We start from the raw sequence: 19767 nt of genomic DNA on the forward strand, positions 1-19767 counted from the left end.
GCAGCAGTCCCGTTTCAGGTGCTGAGAAACCGCCGCGTTCCGCCTTCCAGCACCAGTGCGGTCAGGTGGCCGCTGAAGAAGGCCCCGGTATCGATGCTGATGCGGTTGGGGCGCACCTCCGGCGCAAGCATCGGCGTGTGACCGTGCACGATGACCTTGCCGAAGTCCTCGCGGGACTTGAGGAACCTGTTGCGGATCCAGATCATGTCGTTGCCGTCCTGTCGGTCCAGCGGCACACCGGGCCGGACGCCTGCATGGACGAACATGTAGTCGCCGATCCAGTAGTTCAGGCGCAGACCGCGCAGGAAAGCCAGATGCTCGGGCGGCATGTTGTGCTGCAGGCTCGCCTTCGCCTCCAGCAGACTGTCGATCGTGGCCCCTGAACGCGGCAGGTGCACGCCGTATGACGCGAGCGTCGTCTCGCCACCGAACTTGAGCCAGTCGCGGGCAATCTCGGCATCCTGAAGGAACTGCAGCAGGACCGCTTCGTGATTGCCGATCAGATGGATCGAGCGAAAGCCGTCGGGCGCGTGATGTACCAGGGTATCCAGGACTTCCCGATTGTGCATGCCGCGATCAATGTAGTCGCCCAGATAGACGATGATCCGGTCGCCTTCCCATTCCGCGGCATCGTTGCGGATCATGCGATGCAACTCGTCCAGCAGATCCGCCCGGCCATGAATGTCGCCGATGGCGTAGACCCGCAAACCGTCCGGCACCATGGCCACCCGGTTCCTGTTCTCGGACACGGTTTCGACCGGACTCTCGGTCCGTTTCATCCAGGGTAGCATGAGGTTTGCATTCGATCCGGCATGACTGGCAGTTCTGATCCTCTTGCAGGATTTTGACCGGCAACCTGCATTTCCTATCGCATCTTGCGATTTGCGGGAATGGAAAAATGGTCGTCCGGCAAAGGATCGGAATCCACGCTGAAGCCATTGAACTGGCACTGAACTGAACGCGGAAGTTCAAGGAGCATCATGATGGACCGATGGAAAATCCCTGCAACAGCAATCCTTCTGTTCTGTGGCTTGCTGATGTCGTACGGCCCGACCGTCGCACAGACGGTCGAGGAGGAGATCGTCAAGTTCGAAACGCTGAAACCGCTTGGCGAGGCCGGTGACGCAGATGCCCAGTACGGCCTGGGGGTCATCTATCAGGAAGGCATCGCGGTAAAGAAGAGCTCCCTGCGCGCCACCCAATGGCTGCAGAAGGCCGCCGACCAGGGTCACAAGCAGGCGACCAACAGGCTCGCCTGGCATTACCGCAACGGCATCGGGGTCGTCCACAGCCCGGCCAAGGCTGAGGAACTGTATCTGAAGGCCTTTGATCTGGGCGTGGTTGGTGCCTCGATCCCGCTGGGTGCCATCTATCGCTCCGGTGAGCCAGGCGTGAAGGAGAACCACGCCAAGGCCGTGAAATGGGCGCGCATCGGGGCGGAGGCGGGGATTGATCGCGGCGAGAACCTGCTCGGCGAACTCTATCGCGACGGCAAGGGCGTGAAGCAGAGCTTCGCCACCGCGCTGGAGTGGTTCGAGAAGAGCGCGGCTCAGGGCTTCCATCTCGCCTATTTCAATGCCTCCGTCATCCTGCGCGAGGGTGTTGGTGTCGAAAAGGACATGGAACTCGGCATGAAATACCTGCGCACGGCTGCCGACCTTGGTCACGCGGGCGCGATGATCGACCTGGCAATGTCATATGCGAATGGTGTCGGCGTCCCCCAGAGTTATCAGGAAGCCCTGAACTGGTTCACCAAGGCCGCCCGGCGCAACGATTCCAGTGCCATTCGCCTTGCGAAAGCCTACGAGCGCGGACAGTTGGGCGACAAGGACTTCGGAAGCGCGTTCATGTGGTACTACATCGCTGCCCAGAAGGGCCTGATCGAGGGAAATGTCGGCATGGCCTCCATGAGCGCCAGGATCAGCGAACAGCAGAAGGCCAGGGCCATTGCGGAAGGCGACGCCTGGCTGAACGCCGCGACCACTTCCTGAAGGCAGGTGCGCGGCGACCGTCAAAACACTGACACCGCAGCCATTTTGGCGATATAAGATGCGACCGAGACCGAAATTGACCGATGCGGGCAGCATGAAGCAATGACAGCGGCGACCAGCAGACAGAGCAGACGGTTGCGCATGGTGGTTTCCTCACCGTCGGTCGTGCTTGGCTCCACCCGCGTGATGGACCTGCTGATCATCCTGCTGGTCGGCTGGGCCGCCTACTGGATCCGGCATGACTCCGCCAATCCGCCCGTGATCTATTTCTCGGCCATCGGGCTGTCGATGTTCTTTGCCGCCAATGCGTTTCATTTCGCCGGGCTGTACCGGCTGGACACGATCCGCAACATCGGCGGGCATCTGACGCGGCTGCTGGGAGCCTGGATAGCGGTTGCGGTCCTGCTGCTGGTGATCGGCTTCTTCTCCAAGACCTCCGCCGAATATTCCCGTATCTGGCTGGCGACCTGGCTGGTGCTCGCATCCGTCGGGCTGACACTGTTCCGCACGTGGCTGACCTGGCAGGTGCTGGCCTGGCAGCGGTCGGGGCTGCTGCAGCGCAATCTGGTCGTGGTCGGTGTCGGCAATTCCGCCCGCCGCCTGATCGGCCATGTGCAGTCCAGCGGCAAGGAGAGCGGTGTCCAGCTTGTGGGCGCCTTTGCCGTCGATGAGGACGAAACGGCCACCGAGGTTGCGGGCCTTTCCGTTCTCGGTGATCTTGACGATCTGCTGCTCTATGTCCGCGCAAATCCGGTCGATGAGATCGTCGTCGCCATCTCCTGGGCGCGGGAGGAGCGGATTTCCAAGGTGCTGGACCGGCTGCGCGAAGCGCCCGTCGATGTCTCGCTGGCACCGGAGCCCCTGGCCTATCGCCTGGCCGATCGCCGGGTGGACAATGTCGGGGGCCTGCCCCTGACCGTGGTGCAGGAACGACCTCTGACCGGGTGGAGCTACATCGTCAAGGCCATCGAGGACCGGATACTGGCCCTGCTGATCCTGATCCTGATCTCGCCGATCCTGCTGCTGATCGCGCTGCTGATCCGGCTCGACAGCCCCGGACCGGCGCTGTTCCGCCAGCAACGCTATGGCTTCAACAACAATGTCTTCACGGTCTACAAGTTCCGCAGCATGCGCAACGACGTCGGCGACACGCGCGGCGGCAAGCAGGCGACGAAGGGGGATGCGCGCATCACCCGCATCGGGGCCTTCCTGCGCAAGAGCAGCCTCGACGAGCTGCCCCAGCTGTTCAACGTGCTGCAGGGCGACATGTCGCTGGTCGGCCCCCGCCCCCATGCCGTCGCCCACAACGAGGAATATGCCGGCATCATCGATCAGTACCTGGGACGCCACAAGGTGAAGCCGGGCATCACCGGCTGGGCCCAGATCCACGGCCTGCGGGGCGAGACCGATACCCCCGACAAGATGGAAATGCGCGTCCAGTACGATCTCTACTACATCGACAACTGGTCCCTGTGGCTGGATCTGAAGATCCTGGTACGCACCCTGTTCGTGGGCTTCGTGAACCAGAATGCCTACTGACCGACAGGCCCCGGAGTACCGGGCAGGATGATGACGATCCTGATCGACAGGTTCATGCTGTTCAGCCTGTTGCTCGTCATGGCGCTGGCGCCCCTGCCGCTGGGCAGCAACCGCCCGGCTAGCTGGAGCCTCATGGCGCTGGTTGTTGGCGGTCTGATCATCGCCTGGGGATTGCTGGCCTCCGTCCGCCCGACCCTGTTCCGTCTGCAGGGGCGCGACGCGGTCTGGCCGGCACTGCTCTGGGGGCTGGTGATTGCCTGGCTGCTGTTCCAGGCATCGGGACCCCAGTTCCTCTGGCATCCGTTCTGGGACCTTGCCGCCGGGCTGGGGGAACCGACCCGCGGGGCAATCTCCGTCGCCCCCTTCGACACCGGCTCCACGGCCATGCGGATGATGGCCTATGGCGGCATCTTCTGGCTGGCGGTGCAGACCGGCCGGGACAGCGACAATGCGCAGGCCCTCAGTCTCGGCGTGCTGCTGGTGGGCCTGTTCTATGCGCTCTACGGCCTGGCCAACGAGATGCTCGGCACCGACAGCATTCTCTGGTTCGAGAAGTGGGCCTATCTCGATGCCCTGACCTCCACCTTCGTCAATCGCAACAGCTTTGCCACCTTCGCGGGCCTGTCGATGGTGACAGGACTGGGCATGGCCCTGCGCATGCTGCGCCGGGACGAGGCGGAGCCAGTCATCCGCACGCGCCGCACCGACCTGTCGCGCGTCGGCGCCGGCCTGATCCTGGTGGCCGTGGCCATCATCGGCGTCGCCCTGATCCTGACCCATTCGCGGGCAGGACTGGTCGCCACCGGCGTCGGCATGGCAACCCTGGTGGTGGCGCACCTGTGGCGCTGGCGGCGCATTCCGGGCTGGGGCATGGTCGCCGGTGGCGTTGTACTCGCCGCCTCGGTCCTGCTGTTCGCGGCGGGGACCGGCACCTTCGAACGCAAGGTCGACAAGGCGGAGGCCGGCGAGCTGGGCGGTCGCACCTGGCTGTTCCAGCGCACCATCAGCGCCATCGCCGACGAACCCCTGACCGGGCATGGTGCGGGTGCCTTCGAGAGCTATTTCCAGCGCTACAAGAATGCTGACTTCGGCGGTGTCTATTCCATCTCCAAGGCCCACAACAGCTATCTCGAATTCGCCGCCGATGCGGGCATTCCGGCCCTGATCGTGGTGGTCGTCGTCATTGGCGGGATCGCCCTGACGAGCCTGGCAGGCATGCGAAGACGCAAGCAGGACGCGTCCTACCCGGCGATAGGATTCGCTGCCACAGCGCTCGTCGCGCTGCACTCCCTCGTTGATTTCAGCCTGCAGATTCCGGCGGTCGCCATCATGTACGCCACCATCCTCGGCATCGGCTACGCCCAGGCCTTCCCCACCGGCGGCGGACGGCACAACAGGCTGTAGGCCTTTCCTGACAGCGATCCCGCCGACCTGGCCCGCAAATCTTCACGTCGTCGGCCAGGCATTGACGGAGGGGCCTTCACCTGGCTGTTGTCCGGGGATCGGACAGGAGTCAGCCGAGACGCATGGACAGCTCGACTTCCGCGTTGAACGGCAATGACATGTAGCCACTGTCGGCGGAACGCACGCGCGCCAGATATTCCGGGCAGAAGTCGGCGTTGTCCGCAACGACGAGCGCGCCGGGCCGAAGCCGTGTCTCCACCAGATGCAGTATCTCGGGATAAAGCGCCTTGGCACCGTCCAGCAGCAGCAGGTCGATGGTCTCCGGCAGATCGACCGCAAGCGTCCTGAGCGCATCGCCTTCCCGGATCTCCACCATGTCGGCGAGACCACCCGCAGACAGATGTTCCCATGCCCGTGCCACCTTGGACGGTTCGAACTCGCTGGTGATCAGGCGGCCGCCGCCATTGTCCCTGAGCGCGGCAGCCAGATGCAGGGTCGAGATGCCGAACGACGTTCCGAACTCGACGATGGTCCGGGCGCGGGTGCTTCGCGCCAAAATGTAGAGCAGCGTTGCGGTCTTGCGAGAGACGGGCAGCCAGAGATCCTTCAGGCGTCCGTAGAGGTCGAGATAGTCCGTCTTGCTGTGCATGAGGCGTTCCCGCTCGTCACGGGAGATTTCGGCCAATGCCGGGCTCGTCGTCGCGGCGGCCTCCCTGAACAGGCGTTCCAGCAGGGGCGCGAGCGGTGCGGTTGTCAGGGTGGTCATTGGGGGTCTCCGGTCGGAAGTGGGTGCATTCTTGTGTTGATCTGAAAATACGATTAATCATTCGCGTTTCCTATTCGCGTTCCCGGAGCGCCGCGTGACAGACCGCTCAACACCCCGGATTTCCTCACGGAAAGAGCCTAGACAGGCGCGCTCGGCCGAACTCGTATCGTCGATTCTCGAGGCGGCTGTTCAGGTTCTGGCAAAGGAAGGCGCGCAGCGCTTCACCACGGCTCGGGTGGCCGAGAAGGCCGGCGTCAGTGTCGGTTCGCTCTATCAGTACTTCCCGAACAAGGCCGCAATCCTCTTCCGGCTCCAGAGCGACGAGTGGCGGCAGACGACCGACATGCTCAGTGCGATCCTCGATGACGGCACGCGGCCGCCATTCGAGCGTCTGCGAACCCTGGTCCACGCCTTCATCCGCTCGGAATGTGATGAAGCCGCCGTGCGCGTGGCGCTCAACGACGCAGCTCCGCTCTATCGCGATGGACCCGAGGCGCAGGAGGTCCGCGCGGCAGGAGACCGCATCTTCGACACCTTCATGCGCGAGGTCCTGCCCGGGACCACAAACGCGATGCGCGACCTGGCCGGCGACCTGATCACCACAACGTTGAGCACGGTCGGCAAGAGCTTCTCGGAGAGGTCACGAACGCCGACGGAGATCAAGGCTCACGCGGACGCCATGGCCGACATGTTCTGCGCCTATCTCCAGAGTCTTCAGCGCACCTGACGTCCATAGTTGCAGCCCGGGCAATCTCGCTGAACCAAGCGCCTCGCCGCGATCGCCACGCTCCGCAACCACGCACCTGACCGGCCGAGTACCTGACCAGGCATGGTGCCGGTGCCTTCGAAAGCTGATTCCAGCGCTGCAAGCACGCGGACTTCGCTCCGGTGCAGGATTCGGGCACTCCGCTGTCTGCGAATCGCCGACCTGATCACCCGAGACAGGACGCTCCGGTTGCCTTGATGGGCATCGAAAGCTTCCGGAAGTTGCATTTGCTTCCGGCATCACTGACTTTGTGGGGTGATCATACCTCAAGGGGCCGGCGATTGACGTGCGCTGTGGCGGCAGTCCGGTCGCCGCGATACTCTCGGGCACGTTTCCGGAACGTGTAGCGTCTGAGTCCAACCACGAGTCTGGTTCCTGGGAGGGACGCAATATGGAGGCGGTACACGCCAAGGTTCTGGGCAAACGGGTCCGCATCAGTCTCAGCATCCTGATGCTCGGGATGTTTCTGGTCTTCACGATCCTGCCGATGCTGGGCGTCCTGATCTACGGCTACAGCCGCAACGAGGCCTCAGCACTTGCGAACCTGGAGCGCCAGGTGACCCGCAACATGAGCCAGACGGTCCTGGCCTCCGCGGAGATGATCGAGACGGTCGGTCATGTCATCGCCGTCGTGGCGGACTCGGCAGCCATGAGCCCGGTCTATTTCAAGTCCAGCCGCGGCGGTCAGGTGCTCTGGCGCAGCTTGAGGGCGGCCAACCAGATCGATGCCATCTATGTCAGTCTGGAGAACGGCTTTCACCGGGTGGTGTCGCGCATCGACGCGGACCGCCGAAAGTCCGATTCACGGATACCGGAGACAGCCAACTGGCACTCCAGCTACATTGATGAATTCTCGGCAGGTGAAGACAGGGCGCGCCACCGGGAGTTCTTCGAGACCTGGGGCGGCGAGAGCCTCGCGGCCTATTCCGTCCCGACCGATCTCGATATCCGGAAACTGCCCCACTACATCGAAGCCCGGGACACGGGAAGGCTGGCGATCGGCGAACCCAGCATCAATCCCGACACGGGTTTCAGGGTGATCTCGCTCGGTTTCCCGATCGTTCGCAGCGGCAAGTTCATCGGCTTTGTCGGCGCCAACATGACCCTGTCGAACATCTCCGACTATCTGGACAACAACCGGATCAGCGAGAACAGCACCACGATCATCTATGACGGTCAGGGCAATCTGATCGCGAGTTCCGATCTGGGGCTCCTCAACACTGGCCAGAAGGGTGCCGTCACATCAGGTGTCGCCAGCATCGACGACATCTCCATCCGCGAGTCATACGATCTGCGGCATCTGGCGAAGACCTCATCCTATGTCTTCGAGGATTCCCAGGGCCGACAGCTCAGCATCAGGGAAATGCCGTTCCCCGACCGGTTCCGGAAGGACTGGCGTGTCCTTTCAGTCGCGTCCACCGACGACTTCGTGGGCGAACTGATCCGCACCAATCAGGAGATGGCGGCGATCACGGGCATTCTGGTGGTGATTCTGAGTGCAATCATCCTGCTTCTGGCCAACCGGATCCGGCGAGCGGTCAATCACCTGGTCGTGGAGTTCAACAACATCGGTCAGTTCAGCCTGACCGACACGCAGATGCTCGACACGATCGTCCAGGAGCTTGATATTCTCGATCACTCGAAGGAGAGAATGAAGCTCAGCCTTCGGTCGTTCGGGCGGTATGTGCCCACGGATCTGGTCCGCAAGCTGATCATCTCCGGCGAGGAGGCGAAACTTGGCGGAGAGCGCCGACGGATGACAATCTACTTCTCAGATATCGCCAATTTCACGGCCATTTCGGAGAAGCTGACGCCGGAAGAGATCGTTGACGAGATGGGCGACTATTTCTCCCTGATGCGCGACTCCCTGTCCGAAAACCAGGGCACGGTCGACAAGTATATCGGCGACGGCATCCTGGCGCTTTTCAACGCCCCGATAGAAACACCGGATCACGAGGTCGCAGCCTGCCTGGCTGCCATCGAGGGACAGAAACTGCTGGTGCAGGACCGCATCAAGCGGGAGGCCGCAGGCAGGCCGCTGTTCCATGCCAGGATCGGACTGGATGTCGGCGAGGTCCTGGTCGGCAACATCGGCACCGCTGACCGGTTCTCCTACACGGTGATCGGCGACACCGTTAATCTCGCCAGCCGGCTGGAAGGTCTCTGCAAATTCTACGGCATCAGCATCATGGGCAGCGAGGCGCTGCGTGACGCGACCGGCGACCGTTTCGAATGGCGCTTCCTGGACCGGGCTTCGGTGGTCGGCCGCACCAGCAGCACCCGCATCTTCGAACTGATGGGGGAGAAGGGACAGGTCGCCCCGGAACGGCTGTCAGACCGGGACGCCTACGAGGAGGCGATCGGATATTACATGAACGGCGCGTTCGACGAGGCGTCCCGCCGGTTCATGGATCTGTCGCAGAGGAATCCGACCAACCTCGCCGCCGGCATCATGGCGCGTCGCGCCCGCAAGCTGCATCGCTCCCCGCCTGAAGAGGAATGGACCGGCGTCTACGTGCACACCAAGAAATAGGCTGAATCGCGCTCGACGGTTCGGGCGATGAGACACCATGCCTGTCTGAAAATTTCCGGAGAGAAATGGCGGACCCGACAGGATTCGAACCTGTGACCTCTGCCTTCGGAGGGCAGCGCTCTATCCAGCTGAGCTACGGGTCCCGCGTGGCCTGCATGTGCGGGCCAGAGGCGCTCTGATAGACGAAAAGCGAGGCTGGTGCAATCGGTCTCGCGGCCACTCGCCGATCATGGGGCCCGGCGCATGGCCTGCCGTTTCACGCGGGGTTGAACAGGTTCAGCCCGTCCCGCCCCCTGCTGCGACCGGATGCCACGAAGGCGATGGGGACGGGGGCGCCTAAATCCTTCTCCCATGAAACGCACACGCATCTTCGGGATCTCGGTCCTTGTGCTCGCGGCGCTGATCGGCGGCGCGGCAGTCATCGTTGATGGTCTTCGCGCACCGTCGCAGCAGGCGGGTGGAGTGACGACCAGCGGCACGGTTTCCATCGGCGGCCCCTTCACCCTGACCAACGACGACGGGGAACGGGTGACCGAGGCGATGCTGAACGACACCTGGTCACTGGTCTACTTCGGTTACACTTTCTGCCCCGATGTCTGCCCGACCGAGCTGCAGGACATGGCGGCGGTGATGGATGAACTGGGCGCGGATGCGGCCAAGGTGACGCCGGTCTTCATCACGGTTGATCCGTCGCGGGACGATGTCGCCCAGATGCATGCCTACGTCGAGGCGTTTCATCCGCGCATGGTCGGCCTGACAGGATCGGAGGCGGAGGTGACCCGTGCCGCAAAGGCCTATCGGGTCTATTACGCCAAGGCTCCGAGCGACACGCCGGACGACCCCTACTACCTGATGGATCACTCCAACTTCATCTATTTCATGGGGCCGGACGGGCAGAACATCGACATCTTCAACGGTCAGATGGCGATCGAGGAAATGGCAGGCCGGATCCAGGCCGCGATCAAGGGATAGGACGGAGCGGTTCGGCGTCTCTGACTGTTCCAGATCTGGGCCCATTCAGGCCAGCATGCGGACCGCCGTCGCGAACAGGAACAGGGCAAAGGCAAGCTTCAGCGCACGCGGTTTCATCCCATGGGCGAGACGCGCGCCCAGTGGCGCGGTCAGGCTGGCGAAGGGGGCAATCAGCACCAGGCCGAGCAGGTTGACATGACCTGCGCTCGCCTGCGGCAGGGCGGCGACACCCCAGCCGGAAACGATGAAACCGATGGCACCCGGCAAGGCAATGATCAGGCCGATGGCGGCTGCCGTACCCACCGCCCGATGCACCGGATAGCCGAAGATGTTGAAATAGGGCACGCAGAGGGTGCCGCCACCGATGCCCATCATGGCTGATGTGCCACCGATGGCGAAGCCGGACGCCGCCCCCGCGGCCCCGCCGGGCAGCCGGTCCCGCAGGCGGAAGTCGGCCGGGGTGAAGGCCATGTAGGCCGCGACGATCAGCGCGACGATGGCAAAGACCATTGTGAGCGTCGCGCCGCTGACAAGACTGGCGATCAGCACACCCGAGACGGATCCGGCGAAGATGAACGGCCCCCAGCGCCGCAGCAGGTCCGTATCCACCGCGCCCCTGCGATGATGCGCCCGCGCCGAGCCGATGGAGGTCAGCACGATGCTGGCCAGCGAGGTCCCGACCGCCACATGCATGCGCACCGACGGATCGATCTCCAGCTGCCCCAGCATGGTGTAGAGCACCGGCACCACGACGATACCGCCGCCGACACCAAGCAGGCCGGCCAGCACACCGGCAACACATCCGGTGCCCACCAGAATGGCAGCCAGCGGCAGCAGGTCCATTGTCAGTTCCATCGTTTCTCCCGATGAGTCAGTCGTGGTTTCAGCATTCAGGATCAGCGAAACAGCATCACCGGGACAAGGCAGGACCGGATCATCTCGCTGGTGGTGCTGCCGATGATCAGGCTGCGGATGCGGGAATGGCCGTAGGCACCCATGACCAGCAGTTCGATCCTGTCGATCTCCACCTTGGCGGCGATGACGCTGTCGGCCTGGCCGGGGCGGATGCCGGTTTCCACCTCGTAGCCCGCCTTGCGCAGCATGGTAGCGGCATCCTCCAGATTGCGTTCGGCCTGGTCGGTGCGGTTGCCGACCGTCAGCAGGTGACAGACAGTGCCGGGAAACAGCACACCGTGGGCGATGTGGCGCACCGCCTTCATTGCGCTCTCGCCGCCGTCAAAGGCGATCAGCAGGCTGTTGATCGGCCGGAAGGCGCGGGACGTGACCAGGACCGGCTTGTGACAGGCCCGCACCACCCGTTCCAGGTTCGATCCCAGGTGCAGTCTGGCGAAGTCCGCACCCTCCCCGCGCTTGCCGATGATGACCAGATCGGCATCGGACTCGGCCTCCTGCAGGTTCTCGATCAGATCGCCATGGCGCAGCCGTGCGGTGACATCGGCAACACCTGCCTGCTCCAGCCGCTGCTTCGCCTCCTCCAGCACCAGCCGCGCCCGCTTCTGCGTCAGCCGCGCCTGCTCCTGATCCAGATTTGCGAGTTCGGTCAGCAGATGCTCCTTCGCATCCACATTGATGCTGCCGCTCAGGTCCGTCGGCGCGCTGGACGTATTGCGCCGCCCCAATACCTGCAGCAGTTCCACCGATGCGCCGGTCTGCGCCGCCGCCCATGCAGCGTGGTCACAGACACTGCGCGAATAGACCGATCCATCGATCAGGGCCAGCAGCCTGGTCATCTCTGTATCTCTCCCCCCAAACACGACCGCCCTGCGTCAGCCTCAACGCCGACCATACACGGGAACGGCGGGGCGGGGAGAAAGTGTGGTGCGGACGAAGGATGAACCGGATCGGAGGAAGCAAGCGCGCCGCATGGGCTCCGGCCGGACCGGGACCCTGCGGCGCGCAGTGCAGTTCCGGGCCGGTCAGCGGCCGCTGATCAGTTCCGACTGCTTGACCAGTGCCTCGGCCTGCTTGATGGAGGCAATGTCGATCAGGCGACCGTCGAGGGCGACCGCGCCGCGGCCTTCCTTCTGTGCCTGCTCCATGGCTTCCAGGATGCGCCTGGCCTTGGCGACTTCCTTCTCGGACGGGGTAAAGACCTCGTTGGCCGTTGCGATCTGGCTCGGGTGAATGGCCCACTTGCCTTCACAGCCGAGGATCGCGGAACGGTTGGCCTGGGCCTTGTAGCCATCGGGATCGGAGAAATCACCGAACGGGCCGTCGATCGGACGCAGGCCGTTGGCGCGGGCGGCGACCACCATGCGGGCAACCGCATAGTGCCACATGTCACCCCAGTGATAGTCACGCGCGCCGCCATCCTCGGCCGGGTCAGTCAGGACACCATAGAGCGGGTTCGGACCACCGATCACCGTGGTGCGGGCCTTGGTGGAGGCGGCATAGTCGGCAACGCCGAAGTGCAGCGACTCGTTGCGCGGGCTCGCGGCGGCGATCTCGTCGACGTTGGCCATGCCGAGCGCGGTCTCGATGATCATCTCGAAGCCGATCCGCTTCTTGCGACCGATCGCGGCCTCGATCTGGGTCACCAGCATGTCGACGGCATAGATGTCGGAGGCCGTGCCGGCCTTCGGGATCATGATCAGGTCCAGACGCTCGCCGCCCTGTTCCAGCACGTCCACCACGTCGCGGTACATGTAGTGGGTATCCAGGCCATTGATGCGCAGCGACATGGTCTTGTCGCCCCAGTCGATGTCATTCAGCGCCTCGATGATGTTCTTGCGCGCGGAGGCCTTGTCGTCCGGTGCGACGGCATCCTCCAGATCGAGGAAGATCACGTCGGCGTCGGACTTGGCGGCCTTTTCGAACATCTTCGGGGACGACCCCGGCACGGCAAGCTCGCAACGGTTCAGGCGCGGCGTGGTCTGTTCGACAATCTTGAAGGACATTTTCGGGATTCCCCCCTGGTTTGTGGAATATTTTCCTCTGTCGCTCTCTTACAGACCACCGCGCATGCAGACAAGCGAACTCGCTGCCGTGCGCCCGGCGGCGGTCAGCCGGTCCGGCCCCGTCGCGCCAGCGGATGGGTCTCCTCCACCAGGGCCGTCAGCCGCGCCTCCTGCACGTGGGTATAGATCTGGGTGGTGGAAATGTCCGCATGGCCCAGCATCTTCTGCAGGCTGCGCAGGTCCGCGCCACCGGCCAGCAGATGACTGGCGAAGGCATGGCGCAGCACGTGCGGCGACACCTTCGCGGCATCGATCCCGGCATCCCGCGCAAGCTGCTTCAGCGCGATCCCGAACGCCTGCCGTGTCAGGTGGCCACTCGCCCCGCGGGACGGGAACAGCCAGGGTGACGGCTGGCCCTTCTGCAGGAACATCTCCCGGACCTCGAGATAGCGCGCCAGCGCCTCCAGCGCCTCGGGACTCATCGGCGCCAGCCGCTCCCGCCCGCCCTTGCCCCGCACCTGCAGGAAGCGGGGATCGGGTCCTAGCGGGGGATGCGGCAGGGTCAGCAACTCGCTGACCCTGAGGCCGGAGGCATAGATCACCTCCAGCAGACAGGTCATGCGCAGACCCTTGTGATCTGTCTTCGATGCCGCGCAGTGCAGCAGATCGGAAACATCCTCCACCGTCAGCACCCTGGGCAGCGGGCGTGACAGGCGCGGCGCGTCGAGGGCCTGCGCCGGATCATCCGAACGCAGTCCGTCCTGCACCAGAAACCGGTAGAGGCCGCGAATGGCAGAGAGCTTCCGTGCCTGGGTGGATGCGGCCAGCCCGGCCTTTACCATCCCGTGCAGGCAGCGCCTCAGGTCCTCGGCCCGGGCATCAAGCAGACTGCGCCCGCGTGGCAGACCCTCGGAAATGCCGTTCAGATCCCGCCGATAGGCCGCGAGCGTGTTGGCGGCAGCACCACGCTCCGCCGCCAGCATGTCGAGATAGAGGTCGATCAGCCGACCGTCATTCACCGGACCGCCCGGCCTCGGTGGCAATCAGCGCCTCCACCGCCAGCCGCTCCGCCACCGGCGCGAGACCAAGCCGACGCAGCGATCCGACGACACTGGCAAGTGCGACCGGATCAAGTACGCCCGGCCCGGCGGAACCCATCAGCGCCAGGGCAGCCTGAACCGCCTCCCCCGTCCGGCCCGCGCCGGTCGCCAGCACAAGCTGACGCCAGAGCGCAGCGTCTGTCGCGTAACCCGGTACACCATCTGTCGCGGGTGACTGCAGCGCATCGGTCCAGAGTCCCTCCGCCACTGGCCGCCCCACAGCGTCCATCAGCAACAGGATGCGATGCCACTGCCGATCTGCCCCCTCACCCGCCGGGTTGGCATCACGCCAGTTGCCCAACCGCCTGTTGTTCGCCGGATCGATGCCGGAAACCTGCGCAAGCGGCAGCATGGCGGTCTGGGCCAGGACGGCATCACGCTCCCCGGCCGCAGCACGGCGCCGCAGCAGTTCCAGCCAGCCCCGCGCCCTGTCCCTGTCACCATTCAGCAGGTGCATGCGGAACGCGGCTGGTGCGAGAAAGGCCAGGTCGATGGAGGGCAGCAGGCGTTCCAGCGCCGGCGCGGCCAGGGCCGCTGCCATCGGCGCCTCGCCCTGCGACAGGGCAACCGTCCACATCGCGAGCATCGCCTCCGCTCGGGCCAGCTTGCCCTCCGCCCGTGCGAACGCGACTGCCGCCAGACGGAAATCGTCGGCATTCAGGTCCGCGTCGGGTGCGCCCAGGATCAGGGTAACGGCGGCAGGCTGCAGGGTTCCGGTGCGTATCGCGGAAATACCTGCATCGAGCCGCTGGGGTGTCGTCAGCCGGGGCAGGGTTGCCAGCCGCGCTGCGACGGCAGGTGCCAGCCCGGCAAGGGACTTCAGGGTGACCTTCTGTCCAAGACGGAACATGGCGAGGTGCAGCGGCGAAAGCTGCGCGGCATCCTCCAGCTCGACAGTCGCATCGTCGGCCACCGCGTCGGCGAGGTCATCGAAGACGGGATTGCTCCGCCCGGTCTCGTTCAGGATCGTGCGGGTCAGATCCGCGTCCGGGCGCCGACCCGCCTGAAGGTCGCAGAAGACCGACGCACGCTGCCAGAAATCACGGCTGCCGCCCCGCACCTGGGCACCGACGATGTCACAGGCACGCTCGACGTCGCCGCTCAGCAGCAGGGCATCGGCCAGGGGACGGCTGTAGGCAGGATTGTTCAGGTCACCGCCTGATGCGGCCTCCGCCAGCGCCACCGCCGAATCCGCCTCCCCCATCGTGACCAGCAGGGTCATGCGCTGCCCCAGCAGGGCGGCGCTGTCGCTGCCCGACGGCGGCGTCCCGATGGACAGCAGCAGGCGGCGCGCCAGATCACGGGCCGCAGGCGATTCATAGTGGCTCGGCATCCGCCCGTAGAGCGCATGCACGATCCCCGCGGCGGACCCTTCCCAGAGACCGAGCCCCAGGCCACCGGAAGAAGGGCCGAGCAGGCCAGCCGCCGCTTCCCCCGGAGCATCCAGCCGACCAATGACGATTCCACCGGAGGTGACACTCTGGTCCGACGGTGCCTGGGAGGTGCCCCCGGAGTTCACCGTTGCGGGCAGAAGCGATTTCGGGCCGCTATTCTGTCCGCCATCGGCGCTGGTCTGCGCCAGGGCCAGAACGGGCAGGAAAAGGCAGAGCCCGAGCAGGCTGCTAACGCGGAAAACGCTCATCGGGGACCACCTTGCGGGTTTCCTTCGTGGGGGGCGGGATGTCCCAAGTGGCGACAAACACGGCGCCGGCGGCACCGAGCACAATGACCAGCAGGAACAGGAAGAGGAACAGACGTCGCATGGGGCCGTGGGATACTCCGGTCGGTGTGCGATGACGGTGTCGGACAGGCTGTCCATCACCCTATAGAGCTTGACGGACGGTGTCGGCAGTGTATCGACGGGGTAACAGGCTTTCAATTGCAGTCACCAGCGCTGCATCGCAACTGAAAACGACGAAGGACACTGCAGTTTCATGGTTCGGGAGGCGGCTCAAGGCGTGATGTTCCAGGGCACGGGAGAGGCCCGGGAAGACGACCGGCGCTCCCTGGTGCTTGTCGGTCTGATGGGCGCGGGCAAGAGTACCGTGGGTCGCCGCCTCGCGCAGCGCCTGAACCTGCGCTTCGTCGATGCCGATGACGAGATCGAGGCTGCGGCCGGAATGACCATCCCGGAAATCTTCGATCGCTATGGCGAGGCGCATTTCAGGGACGGGGAACGCCGGGTCATCAGACGCCTGCTGAGCGAACCCCGCCAGGTCATCGCCACGGGGGGCGGCGCCTTCATGAATGATGAAACACGGGCTCTCATTGCCGCCGAAGCAACCTCCATATGGCTCAAGGCAGATCTGGACACCCTCGTCCGGCGCTGTGCCAAGCGGACGGACCGCCCCCTGCTGCGCGGGCGGAACCAGCGTGAGACACTGGCTGCGCTGATGCAGCAACGCTACCCGGTCTACGAGACATCGGACCTGATGGTGGAAAGCGGCGGGGATACCCATGACGTGGTGGTCAACCGGATCATCAGCGCATTGGGAAAGCCTGTCGGTTCCGATGACGGTACGGTGCAGCCATGACGGCCATGGTGCATGTCGCACTGGGTGCGCGGTCCTACGACATCCACATCGGCACGGATGTGCTGGCGCAGGCCGGACAGTTCATCGCCCCGCTTCTGCGTCGTCCCCGCATCGCCATTGTCACGGACGAGAATGTGGCGAAGGCCCAGTTGCCTGCCCTGAACGATGCCTGCGCCGCAGCGCGGATCGAGACGGTCTGCCTGACGCTGCCCGCTGGCGAAGCCACCAAGGACTTTGCCCAACTGGAGCGGCTGACACGCTGGCTGATATCGGAACGCGTCGGACGCGACGACATGGTCGTGGCCCTGGGCGGCGGTGTCATCGGTGATCTGACCGGCTTTGCGGCGGCGATCCTGCGACGCGGGACCGGCTTCATCCAGATTCCGACCACCCTGCTGGCGCAGGTCGACAGTTCCGTCGGCGGCAAGACCGCGATCAACACGCCAGAGGGCAAGAACCTGGTCGGTGCCTTTCATCAGCCGAGCCTGGTGCTGGCGGATACCTCCACCCTGGACAGCCTGCCCGAGCGCGAGGTGCTGGCTGGCTATGCGGAGGTGGTGAAATACGGCCTGCTGGGTGACAGGGCGTTCTTCGAATGGCTCGAAGTCCACGGCAGGGAGGTCATCGCAGGTGATCCCGCCGCACGGGAGGAGGCCGTCGCCAGAAGCTGTCAGGCCAAGGCCGATATCGTGGCGGCGGATGAGCGCGAGAACGATCAGCGCGCCCTGCTGAACCTCGGCCATACCTTCGGCCACGCGCTGGAGGCGGAAGGCGGCTATGATGGACGCCTGCTGCATGGCGAGGCCGTGGCCATCGGCATGGTGCAGGCCCTGGAGTTCTCCGTCAGCCAGGGTCTCTGCCCCGGACAGGACGCGGAGCGCGCGCGCCGCCACCTGCAGGCCGTCGGCCTGCCGACCCGCCCGTCAGACCGGGGTCTGGGCGATATTCCGGTCACGCGATTGCTCGACCATATGGCACAGGACAAGAAGGTACGCGACGGACGCCTCACCTTCGTTCTGGCGCGTGGCATCGGCGAAGCCTTCGTCACGCGCGATGTAGATGCAGCAAGGCTGCAGTCCTTTCTCGAAACGGAACCGAACTGATGGAAAGCGCCGGCACTGAAATGTCCTCGATCGACTGGAGTCTGGTTCTCTCCATTGCCGCCATTGTCCTGCTGCTGGTGATGTCGGCGTTCTTTTCCGGCTCCGAAACCGCGCTGACCGCATCCTCGCGGGCGCGGATGCATCACATGGAACGGCTGGGCAACAAGAAGGCGCATCTGGTCAACAGACTGACAGAGGACAAGGAGCGGCTGATCGGGTCCATCCTGCTCGGCAACAACCTGGTCAATATCCTCGCCTCTGCGCTGGCGACCAGTGTGCTCATCGCGCTGGTGGGCGACGCCGCGGTCGCCATTGCAACGGTGGCGATGACGCTGCTGGTGCTGATCTTCGCAGAGGTGCTGCCCAAGACATATGCGATCCGCAACCCGGACCGTTTCGCCCTCGCCGTCTCCCCCGTCGTGGCCTTTCTGGTCCGCGCCCTCTCCCCGGCCGTGATCGCGGTCGAGGCCATTGTCCGTGTGGCCCTGCGCGTGATTGGCGCCAGGCAGGACGGCGACGACACCTACGACGTGGCCGATGAGCTGCGCGGGCAGATCGAACTGCATCACCGTGAAGGCGGCGTGCGCAAGACGGCCAAGGACATGCTCGGTTCCATCCTGGAGCTGGATGACGTGTTCGTCTCCGAGATCATGATGCATCGCAGGCGCATCAAGACCCTGAACATCGACGACCCGCCGGAGGCAATCGTCGGTGCCGCGCTGGACAGCAACTTCACCCGCATTCCGCTCTGGCAGAACGATCAGGAGAACATCGTCGGCGTTCTGCACGCCAAGGATCTGGCCCGCGCCCTGTCGAAGAACAATGGTGATGCCGCGACACTCGACATTACCGCTGTGGCGCGGGAGCCCTGGTTCGTGCCGGAGACGGCTTCCCTGCGCGAACAGTTGAATGCGTTCCGTCGCAGGCGCGCGCATTTCGCGCTGGTGGTGGACGAATATGGTGCGCTGAAGGGCATCGTCACGCTGGAAGACATCCTGGAGGAGATCGTCGGTGACATCTCCGACGAACATGACGCGGTGACGGCCGGTGTCCGTCCGCTGCCGGACGGCGCCTACGAGGTCGAGGGCTCCGTGACCATCCGCGACCTGAACCGCAGGTTCGACTGGAACCTGCCGGATGAAGAGGCATCGACGATTGCCGGGCTGGTGATCTATGAGGCGCAGGTCCTGCCGGAGATCGGCCAGGTCTTCCGGTTCCATGATTTCACGTTCGAGATTCTGGAGCGTCGGCGACACCGCATCAATCGCCTGAAGGTCACGCCGCCCGAGTGAGGTTACGCCGAAGAACCGACAGCTGACGCGGGCCGACAGTGAGAACGGAACCGTTCAGGCGATGCGCATGCTGTCGGGACCCAGACTGACGCGGGTGGTCCGTCCCATAAGGTCGAGCAGGACCCAGACGCGCTGATCGGGATCAATACGCTCGACCCTGCCAACGAAATCGGTGAAAGCGCCAGCGGTGACCCTGACCGCATCACCGGTCCGCACGGTGACCTCCGCCAGCAGCTTGCCGTCGGCATCACAGCGCCCCAGAAGGGATGTCATCAGTTCATCCGGGACCGGTGCGGGTTTCGCGCCAAAGCTGACCAGCCGGGTGATGCCATAGGTGCTGTTGATGGCACTCCATCCCCCGGCATCCATGTCGAAGGCGACGAAGAGATAACCGGGAAACAGCGGCCGGGAGCGGGTGACGAAACTGCCGCCCTGCCGGGTCGTCAGGTCATGCAGGGGCAGGAATGTGCGAAAGCCCTGCCGATCCAGATTGCGCAACGCGATGCGCTGACAGTTGGGTTTCAACTGCGCCAGATACCACCGCTCAGCAGTTTCGGTCGCCGCCATCGGCCTCTCGTTCGGTCAAGTGATTGCTCAATAATGAACATTGCATCTGCGGTTGTGGATTTGAAGTGCGAAGCGTCACGTCAGGTGCGTCATCATGGCCCGTGAACCGCGGCTCCATAAGCTGTCACAAGGCTTGCCTGCCACATATCGCTCAATTATGAACGCGGCATGATCTGCACCGATTCGCAGGCTCACCGCCCCTATCCGCCCCCGCAACGTCACCGGCGCACCGCAGTGCAGACCGGTGCGGTAGCCGTGGTGAACCAGATTCCGCAGCAGACT

The 19767-nt window shown here is 64.4% G+C and carries 18 protein-coding genes and 1 tRNA gene; 9 read left to right on the forward strand and 10 right to left on the reverse strand.

The window, feature by feature from the left end:
• Positions 1–14 precede the first annotated feature (14 nt).
• Complete coding sequence (locus QGV55_RS12270; protein WP_281016514.1) at positions 15–779, reverse strand: metallophosphoesterase; 765 nt, start codon at positions 777–779, stop codon at positions 15–17.
• 258 nt (positions 780–1037) lie between these two features.
• Here QGV55_RS12270 and QGV55_RS12275 point away from each other — a divergent pair, with 258 nt between their 5' ends.
• From QGV55_RS12275 to QGV55_RS12285, 3 genes are all read left to right on the forward strand, one after another.
• Positions 1038–1991: a tetratricopeptide repeat protein gene (locus QGV55_RS12275; protein WP_281016513.1), complete on the forward strand. Its 954-nt coding sequence runs from the start codon at positions 1038–1040 to the stop codon at positions 1989–1991.
• Positions 1992–2132: 141 nt separating this feature from the next.
• On the forward strand, positions 2133–3530 hold the full coding sequence (locus tag QGV55_RS12280; RefSeq protein ID WP_281016512.1) for an undecaprenyl-phosphate glucose phosphotransferase: 1398 nt from the start codon (positions 2133–2135) through the stop codon (positions 3528–3530).
• A gap of 27 nt (positions 3531–3557) precedes the next feature.
• Positions 3558–4934, forward strand: a complete 1377-nt coding sequence (locus QGV55_RS12285; protein WP_281016511.1) for an O-antigen ligase family protein — start codon at positions 3558–3560, stop codon at positions 4932–4934.
• A gap of 109 nt (positions 4935–5043) precedes the next feature.
• Here the strand turns inward: QGV55_RS12285 and QGV55_RS12290 are convergent, their stop codons facing one another.
• Positions 5044–5700 carry a class I SAM-dependent methyltransferase gene (locus tag QGV55_RS12290; protein ID WP_281016510.1) on the reverse strand — a complete coding sequence of 219 codons (657 nt, stop codon included), beginning with the start codon at positions 5698–5700 and terminating at the stop codon, positions 5044–5046.
• Between the two features lie 94 nt (positions 5701–5794).
• On the opposite strand from QGV55_RS12290, the gene QGV55_RS12295 reads away from it, so the two are divergent.
• Both QGV55_RS12295 and QGV55_RS12300 read left to right on the forward strand, forming a co-directional pair.
• On the forward strand, positions 5795–6427 hold the full coding sequence (locus QGV55_RS12295) for a TetR family transcriptional regulator (RefSeq protein ID WP_281016509.1): 633 nt from the start codon (positions 5795–5797) through the stop codon (positions 6425–6427).
• 430 nt (positions 6428–6857) lie between these two features.
• Positions 6858–8999 carry an adenylate/guanylate cyclase domain-containing protein gene (locus tag QGV55_RS12300; RefSeq protein WP_281023597.1) on the forward strand — a complete coding sequence of 714 codons (2142 nt, stop codon included), beginning with the start codon at positions 6858–6860 and terminating at the stop codon, positions 8997–8999.
• Positions 9000–9065: 66 nt separating this feature from the next.
• Here the strand turns inward: QGV55_RS12300 and QGV55_RS12305 are convergent.
• Positions 9066–9142 (reverse strand) — tRNA-Arg (locus QGV55_RS12305).
• A 208-nt stretch (positions 9143–9350) separates the two neighbouring features.
• On the opposite strand from QGV55_RS12305, the gene QGV55_RS12310 reads away from it, so the two are divergent.
• Entirely contained in the window at positions 9351–9971 is a 621-nt protein-coding gene (locus QGV55_RS12310) for an SCO family protein (RefSeq protein WP_281016490.1), read from the forward strand.
• A 45-nt stretch (positions 9972–10016) separates the two neighbouring features.
• Here QGV55_RS12310 and QGV55_RS12315 read toward each other — a convergent pair whose 3' ends face one another.
• The 6 genes from QGV55_RS12315 to QGV55_RS12340 form a co-directional block, all read right to left on the reverse strand.
• Entirely contained in the window at positions 10017–10826 is an 810-nt protein-coding gene (locus QGV55_RS12315) for a sulfite exporter TauE/SafE family protein (RefSeq protein WP_281016489.1), read from the reverse strand.
• 41 nt (positions 10827–10867) lie between these two features.
• The gene (locus tag QGV55_RS12320; RefSeq protein ID WP_281016488.1) at positions 10868–11722 is read right to left on the reverse strand and encodes a universal stress protein; all 855 of its coding nucleotides are present in this window, start codon (positions 11720–11722) and stop codon (positions 10868–10870) included.
• Positions 11723–11908: 186 nt separating this feature from the next.
• Positions 11909–12889 carry a CoA ester lyase gene (locus tag QGV55_RS12325; RefSeq protein ID WP_281016487.1) on the reverse strand — a complete coding sequence of 327 codons (981 nt, stop codon included), beginning with the start codon at positions 12887–12889 and terminating at the stop codon, positions 11909–11911.
• Positions 12890–12993: 104 nt separating this feature from the next.
• Positions 12994–13932, reverse strand: coding sequence for a site-specific tyrosine recombinase XerD (locus QGV55_RS12330; RefSeq protein ID WP_281016486.1), 939 nt, complete (start codon positions 13930–13932; stop codon positions 12994–12996).
• Entirely contained in the window at positions 13901–15631 is a 1731-nt protein-coding gene (locus QGV55_RS12335; RefSeq protein ID WP_281016485.1) for a hypothetical protein, read from the reverse strand. The genes QGV55_RS12330 and QGV55_RS12335 overlap by 32 nt, the downstream gene beginning before the upstream one ends.
• On the reverse strand, positions 15612–15752 hold the full coding sequence (locus QGV55_RS12340; protein ID WP_281016484.1) for a hypothetical protein: 141 nt from the start codon (positions 15750–15752) through the stop codon (positions 15612–15614). Before QGV55_RS12340 ends, QGV55_RS12335 begins: the two co-directional genes overlap by 20 nt.
• A 198-nt stretch (positions 15753–15950) precedes the next feature.
• Between QGV55_RS12340 and QGV55_RS12345 the strand changes: the two genes are divergently transcribed.
• From QGV55_RS12345 to QGV55_RS12355, 3 genes are read left to right on the forward strand one after another with little or no spacing between them, the layout of a single operon-like run.
• A complete protein-coding gene (locus QGV55_RS12345; protein ID WP_281016483.1) occupies positions 15951–16523 on the forward strand; it encodes a shikimate kinase in 573 nt (190 codons plus the stop codon).
• Complete coding sequence (gene aroB / locus QGV55_RS12350; RefSeq protein ID WP_281016482.1) at positions 16520–17626, forward strand: 3-dehydroquinate synthase; 1107 nt, start codon at positions 16520–16522, stop codon at positions 17624–17626. Before QGV55_RS12345 ends, aroB begins: the two co-directional genes overlap by 4 nt.
• Complete coding sequence (locus tag QGV55_RS12355; RefSeq protein ID WP_281016481.1) at positions 17626–18918, forward strand: HlyC/CorC family transporter; 1293 nt, start codon at positions 17626–17628, stop codon at positions 18916–18918. The genes aroB and QGV55_RS12355 overlap by 1 nt, the downstream gene beginning before the upstream one ends.
• A gap of 54 nt (positions 18919–18972) precedes the next feature.
• Here the strand turns inward: QGV55_RS12355 and QGV55_RS12360 are convergent, their stop codons facing one another.
• Positions 18973–19485 (reverse strand): transcriptional activator RfaH, encoded by a 513-nt coding sequence (locus tag QGV55_RS12360; RefSeq protein WP_281016480.1) that lies wholly within the window; start codon positions 19483–19485, stop codon positions 18973–18975.
• Positions 19486–19767 lie beyond the last annotated feature (282 nt).

Origin of the sequence: Minwuia sp. IMCC3009, assembly GCF_029909415.1 — a bacterium.
Taxonomy (GTDB): domain Bacteria; phylum Pseudomonadota; class Alphaproteobacteria; order Minwuiales; family Minwuiaceae; genus Minwuia.

Bases quoted from the DNA above. Each gene is read 5' to 3' on its own strand.
- QGV55_RS12275 (WP_281016513.1), top strand. From the start codon at position 1,038: ATGTCGTACGGCCCGACCGTCGCACAGACGGTCGAGGAGGAGATCGTC.
- QGV55_RS12280 (WP_281016512.1), top strand. From the start codon at position 2,133: ATGGTGGTTTCCTCACCGTCGGTCGTGCTTGGCTCCACCCGCGTGATG.
- QGV55_RS12335 (WP_281016485.1), bottom strand. From the start codon at position 15,631: ATGAGCGTTTTCCGCGTTAGCAGCCTGCTCGGGCTCTGCCTTTTCCTG.
- QGV55_RS12315 (WP_281016489.1), bottom strand. From the start codon at position 10,826: ATGGAACTGACAATGGACCTGCTGCCGCTGGCTGCCATTCTGGTGGGC.
- QGV55_RS12360 (WP_281016480.1), bottom strand. From the start codon at position 19,485: ATGGCGGCGACCGAAACTGCTGAGCGGTGGTATCTGGCGCAGTTGAAA.
- QGV55_RS12345 (WP_281016483.1), top strand. From the start codon at position 15,951: ATGTTCCAGGGCACGGGAGAGGCCCGGGAAGACGACCGGCGCTCCCTG.
- QGV55_RS12355 (WP_281016481.1), top strand. From the start codon at position 17,626: ATGGAAAGCGCCGGCACTGAAATGTCCTCGATCGACTGGAGTCTGGTT.
- QGV55_RS12300 (WP_281023597.1), top strand. From the start codon at position 6,858: ATGGAGGCGGTACACGCCAAGGTTCTGGGCAAACGGGTCCGCATCAGT.
- QGV55_RS12290 (WP_281016510.1), bottom strand. From the start codon at position 5,700: ATGACCACCCTGACAACCGCACCGCTCGCGCCCCTGCTGGAACGCCTG.
- QGV55_RS12270 (WP_281016514.1), bottom strand. From the start codon at position 779: ATGAAACGGACCGAGAGTCCGGTCGAAACCGTGTCCGAGAACAGGAAC.
- QGV55_RS12340 (WP_281016484.1), bottom strand. From the start codon at position 15,752: ATGCGACGTCTGTTCCTCTTCCTGTTCCTGCTGGTCATTGTGCTCGGT.
- QGV55_RS12310 (WP_281016490.1), top strand. From the start codon at position 9,351: ATGAAACGCACACGCATCTTCGGGATCTCGGTCCTTGTGCTCGCGGCG.
- QGV55_RS12320 (WP_281016488.1), bottom strand. From the start codon at position 11,722: ATGACCAGGCTGCTGGCCCTGATCGATGGATCGGTCTATTCGCGCAGT.
- QGV55_RS12285 (WP_281016511.1), top strand. From the start codon at position 3,558: ATGATGACGATCCTGATCGACAGGTTCATGCTGTTCAGCCTGTTGCTC.
- aroB (WP_281016482.1), top strand. From the start codon at position 16,520: ATGACGGCCATGGTGCATGTCGCACTGGGTGCGCGGTCCTACGACATC.
- QGV55_RS12325 (WP_281016487.1), bottom strand. From the start codon at position 12,889: ATGTCCTTCAAGATTGTCGAACAGACCACGCCGCGCCTGAACCGTTGC.